This is a genomic window from Hoylesella buccalis ATCC 35310 (genome assembly GCF_000177075.1).
In the GTDB taxonomy this organism is placed as follows: domain Bacteria; phylum Bacteroidota; class Bacteroidia; order Bacteroidales; family Bacteroidaceae; genus Prevotella; species Prevotella buccalis.
On record NZ_ADEG01000103.1, the window covers coordinates 1 to 4,095 of the forward strand.

General features: G+C 33.3%; 4 protein-coding genes and 1 pseudogene. 4 read left to right on the forward strand and 1 reads right to left on the reverse strand.

Annotated features, from left to right (window positions below; genetic code table 11):
• Positions 1–38 precede the first annotated feature (38 nt).
• The 3 genes from HMPREF0650_RS11240 (at position 39) to HMPREF0650_RS13285 (ending at position 2,681) form a co-directional block, all read left to right on the forward strand.
• On the forward strand, positions 39–1,103 hold the full coding sequence (locus tag HMPREF0650_RS11240) for a hypothetical protein (protein WP_004350901.1): 1,065 nt from the start codon (positions 39–41) through the stop codon (positions 1,101–1,103).
• Positions 1,104–1,464: 361 nt separating this feature from the next.
• Positions 1,465–2,415 (forward strand): hypothetical protein, encoded by a 951-nt coding sequence (locus HMPREF0650_RS11245; protein ID WP_004350902.1) that lies wholly within the window; start codon positions 1,465–1,467, stop codon positions 2,413–2,415.
• Positions 2,416–2,420: 5 nt separating this feature from the next.
• On the forward strand, positions 2,421–2,681 hold the full coding sequence (locus tag HMPREF0650_RS13285) for a hypothetical protein (RefSeq protein ID WP_162013138.1): 261 nt from the start codon (positions 2,421–2,423) through the stop codon (positions 2,679–2,681).
• On the opposite strand, the pseudogene HMPREF0650_RS12875 reads toward HMPREF0650_RS13285, so the two are convergent.
• A pseudogene (locus HMPREF0650_RS12875) lies at positions 2,599–2,772 on the reverse strand (IS1380 family transposase); the annotation flags it as partial. The gene HMPREF0650_RS13285 and the pseudogene HMPREF0650_RS12875 sit on opposite strands and share 83 nt — an antisense overlap.
• A 226-nt stretch (positions 2,773–2,998) precedes the next feature.
• Between HMPREF0650_RS12875 and HMPREF0650_RS11250 the strand changes: the two are divergent.
• Positions 2,999–4,039 (forward strand): hypothetical protein, encoded by a 1,041-nt coding sequence (locus HMPREF0650_RS11250; protein ID WP_245543503.1) that lies wholly within the window; start codon positions 2,999–3,001, stop codon positions 4,037–4,039.
• Positions 4,040–4,095 lie beyond the last annotated feature (56 nt).

Genomic DNA, 4,095 nt, shown 5'->3' on the forward strand with positions numbered 1-4,095 from the left:
TATTATAGTTTTGGATGACAATAAGTTCTTTTGTTAGTATGAAAGTAAAAATTTGCATTATTTTACCCTTATTATTCATTGTAAATCTGAATGTCTTAGGTCAGGCTGTATTGCTGGATAAAACAACAAATCAGCCAATATCCTATGCGCAGATTTTAAATAACAAAGGGGCTGTCGTTGGAACGACAGATATTGACGGTAATTTACCTAAAAACTTGAGTGATGAGATTGTTACTATACAGCATATTGCCTATAATCCAGAGAATGTGAAATCCTCACAATTTAAGAAAGACAAATCTGTTTTTCTTTCTCCTATTGACTATCAATTGAAAGAGGTGACAGTTACAGCAAAGAATACAGATTACATTTATCTTAAGACTTACTTTCGAAGCTATCAACTGAATGATTCTTGCATGAAATATTTCAGAGACGGCTTCTTGGATTTTTTTATCAATGTAAAACATAAAGATACGGAGAGATTTGTTCAAAAGATCCGTACTTTCCAAAACAACGAATTGATTGAAAAGGATAAGAAAAGAACAAATACTCTTGTTGATAAATATATTTATACTCCATATTTGGACGGTCTCACATTGATAGAATCATTAAAAAAAGAAGGATGGAGATATAATGCGGATAGTATAGATTGCCGATTATTCTTAAACGAAATGGTTGGAGGTGTAATAAGGTTAGATACAGTTCAAGGGGTATTGCGAGTTGAATATGATGTTCTTACTACTAAAGAAAAGAAGCCTAAAACACTATTTGGCTATACTACACGGCTTGAGAACTTTTATCAGACAGAAAATTATATATATAAGTCTGAATATCAATCTTATATGGATTTGATAAACCGAAAGAACTATAGAAAGTTGTTTTTTAGTCACAAGAAGGAACCCAAAGAAAAGATGATTGAAGTTTTTGATGAACTATATGTTTTGGAACACAAGTATATCTCAAAAGACGAAATGAGGCAGTACAAAAAAGTTAGGAAATCAAAATCAAACGAGCCTTTTTCTGAATGGGATGATAGTACAATAGTCACTCCATTAGCACCACAATTAGTGCAAATAATGGAAAGTCATATGACACAGGTTGAATAATGGTTTCTTCTCTCTTACTCTACAAATAAAAAGTAGGCCTTGCCATGGATACATTTTACCATAGCATGAGCTACTTTAACGTAACCTCAAATCCGCAACTAAGCCCTTGAACGTCCTTATTGCGTTATTCTATGAAAATGTTCTATTTGGGTCGACATTGATTGAGCATATAGAACCTTAGATTTAATTTATGACACCTATGGTAACGACCATAGCAGTTTAGACTTGCTGAACAACATAGGTTTACTACTGTTATAATTGATATAAATCAATTAATATAGCGTTGTATTATGTGGCGTTGAAAATGCTTGTATGGCAATTGATAAAATGCCACCTTTGCACTAACAAAACATACCAAACTATGCAGAGATACCCTTATATAAAGAAGGGTGCACAATATGCATTTTGCTACATATTTACACCAATGATGTTGTTTGCTTGTGGCAATGATGAACCATTACCAAATAAGCAAATAATCCACAATGAGAATGACAGTACAATCTCTCAAAATGATACTATAAAACATAGTCAGTATAATTTTGACCTTTACGATATTCCTATTGTTGAAGAAAACTACGTACAATGTTTTCTTGGAAATGTTGTTGATTTAGAGAACACTTCAGCACGACATATTACTTCTTTGCCAAACCCTCAATATAATAAGGTTTCGACCATGCTGTCATATGGAGCAGAATTTTATGAGTATAATTATACTCCAAATCTGTTAGAAACACAGAGGATTATAAGGTCATTAAAAGAGAATGATATTGAGCAAAATGAACAATTCACCTTTTCTAAAAATCGCTTTAATACACTGAAAGAGATTCGTTTGGCATATGGAGGGAAAGAATGCATCTCATTAGACTCCTTATGGCTACAAAACAACAGTATACAGCTTCGATATCAATCCTTTATTGTATATAGCTTGAATCAAGTAATGGCACATTTTTCCCTTGCTGATGAAACAGAGAACATACTGTCAGTATATCCTGTTGAGAAAAATCATTATGGCTGTATTAATTCAATAACTCTGGGGAAAATATGTTATGTCATAGCAGCGATAGAAAACCATAACGATGATGAACGAATAAATACAGCTGTTTCAATAGAAAACAATGGTATTGTATGCAATGCACTGATTATCACATTTGACAATCAGTGTAGACCTATTGTTCAACAACGTTCAAACTTAACAAAGCAAGATATACTTAATATTTTTAACCAACAACCCATTCGGCCTCTATATTTTAATATATATAGTATGAAGAATGGCGCAATTTGTACGTTAAGGAATACGATAAACATAAAATAATATTTATGAAACGCTTTTTAGTTGTTATTCTGCAGGTTTCAACCATGATGCTTGCATTAACTCTTGTTTTTTCATGCTCTAATCAAGAGGTCAGTCTTCAAACCATTTCAACAGAAGAAAACAATCCATATAAGTGGGATGAGTCATTTCATGTGAATTCTTCCACAAGAGCAGTTGTAGGCATTATCCAAGATCAGTTTGGAAAACATCTGCGTAAGCATTATCACAGGTATAGATATTCAGCACATACCGCCTTGATGTCCTGATCCACTTGGCTGGTACAGAGATAAACCTGAAGACAAACGCTTTTACGCGACTTGTTGCATTGAGTCCGAACTTCTTTACGTCAAGTCTTTGTGGAGTCAAATTGCTCCATGATTGAAAATAATCCCCCAAAAGGAGTGAGTCTCTCAGATTTAATTTGTATCTTCACCATGTCTATCGTCGGATTTTCTTGTTTTTTTTGCAACACTATGATAAGTGAAAATTCTGACGTGGCAAAATCCTGAGCAACTTTTTGTTGCTCAGGTACTTAAAAAGTTTAATTTATAATAGTGTTGCGAAATTAAGGTAAAGTAAAAAGATGATGAAGATAAAAGAAGTCAAGAATATAATAAAAGGGGGCTTTTTAATACAAACGGCCAAAGATAACAGTTTGATGTATCAAATCAGTAATAATACTTTTATAAATAATAAAAGCTATCATTATGTAGCTCGTTTCGAGCAACATACTTTGAACGATACTTTGTATGTGAATAATTTAAAACATACCGTATATAAATTTGACTCTCAAACGAAGGAATTACTTCCCTATATCACCCATGGAAAAGGATGGGTGGAAGGTGTTACACCTAATGGATATATATTAGCTAATTACAACAAGGAAAAGAAATTGAGAGAGTATACATGTATTCGTAATGATAATAATATATGGGAATTGGAATCTCCTTTTGAATCTTTTTCCTTATTCAAGCAATATGCACTTGCATGGAAAGGGAAAAGAGAATATGCAAATACATGCCAGCTAATCGACTTGGAGACAGGAAAAGTAATGTGGGAGAAAAAATATACAGAAGCTCATATAGACTTAGTTATTCCTTTTGAAGATAAGATAGTCATAGAATGGTGCACAGAATTATCATCTGACAAAAAAGATAAGATTATTTGTGTAGAGATTCCGTCAGGTAAAGTCTTATGGGAAAATTCTACAAGTGGAAATTATAAAAAATATGGAAAAAATAGACTTGTGAGTTTTTGGTCACATTATTCAACGGTTGGACCATCCAAAAACCATAATCAATACGCAGAGATTGATACTGAGACGGGTGAGGTATATATTCATAAATTTGAAAACTATAATAAAGAAGTCTTCACAACTATGGTTTATAAAGACTATCTCTTTTATGCTTATCATTCCGACAACTCAGAATATTCAGACAGAATGGGAGTCGGCATTATTGATTTGCGGACACATGAAATGATCCAAGAATACGACATCGACTTCACTCGTGGAGATTGCAACTATATAAAAAGCATGGGCGTTTACAAAGGCGACCTTTACGTGGAAGTGGAGACAGAAGTGAATCATAGCGACATTCATGTATTCGAATTGGAAGAGGAATAAACTCATGCAGAAAAAGTATTTATCCTCAAATCCGCAACTAAGCCCTTGAACGTCCC

What these genes read in the sequence shown, in the direction of transcription:
- HMPREF0650_RS11240 (WP_004350901.1), top strand. Translation starts at nt 39, where the DNA reads ATGAAAGTAAAAATTTGCATTATTTTACCCTTATTATTCATTGTAAAT.
- HMPREF0650_RS11245 (WP_004350902.1), top strand. Translation starts at nt 1,465, where the DNA reads ATGCAGAGATACCCTTATATAAAGAAGGGTGCACAATATGCATTTTGC.
- HMPREF0650_RS13285 (WP_162013138.1), top strand. Translation starts at nt 2,421, where the DNA reads ATGAAACGCTTTTTAGTTGTTATTCTGCAGGTTTCAACCATGATGCTT.
- HMPREF0650_RS11250 (WP_245543503.1), top strand. Translation starts at nt 2,999, where the DNA reads ATGATGAAGATAAAAGAAGTCAAGAATATAATAAAAGGGGGCTTTTTA.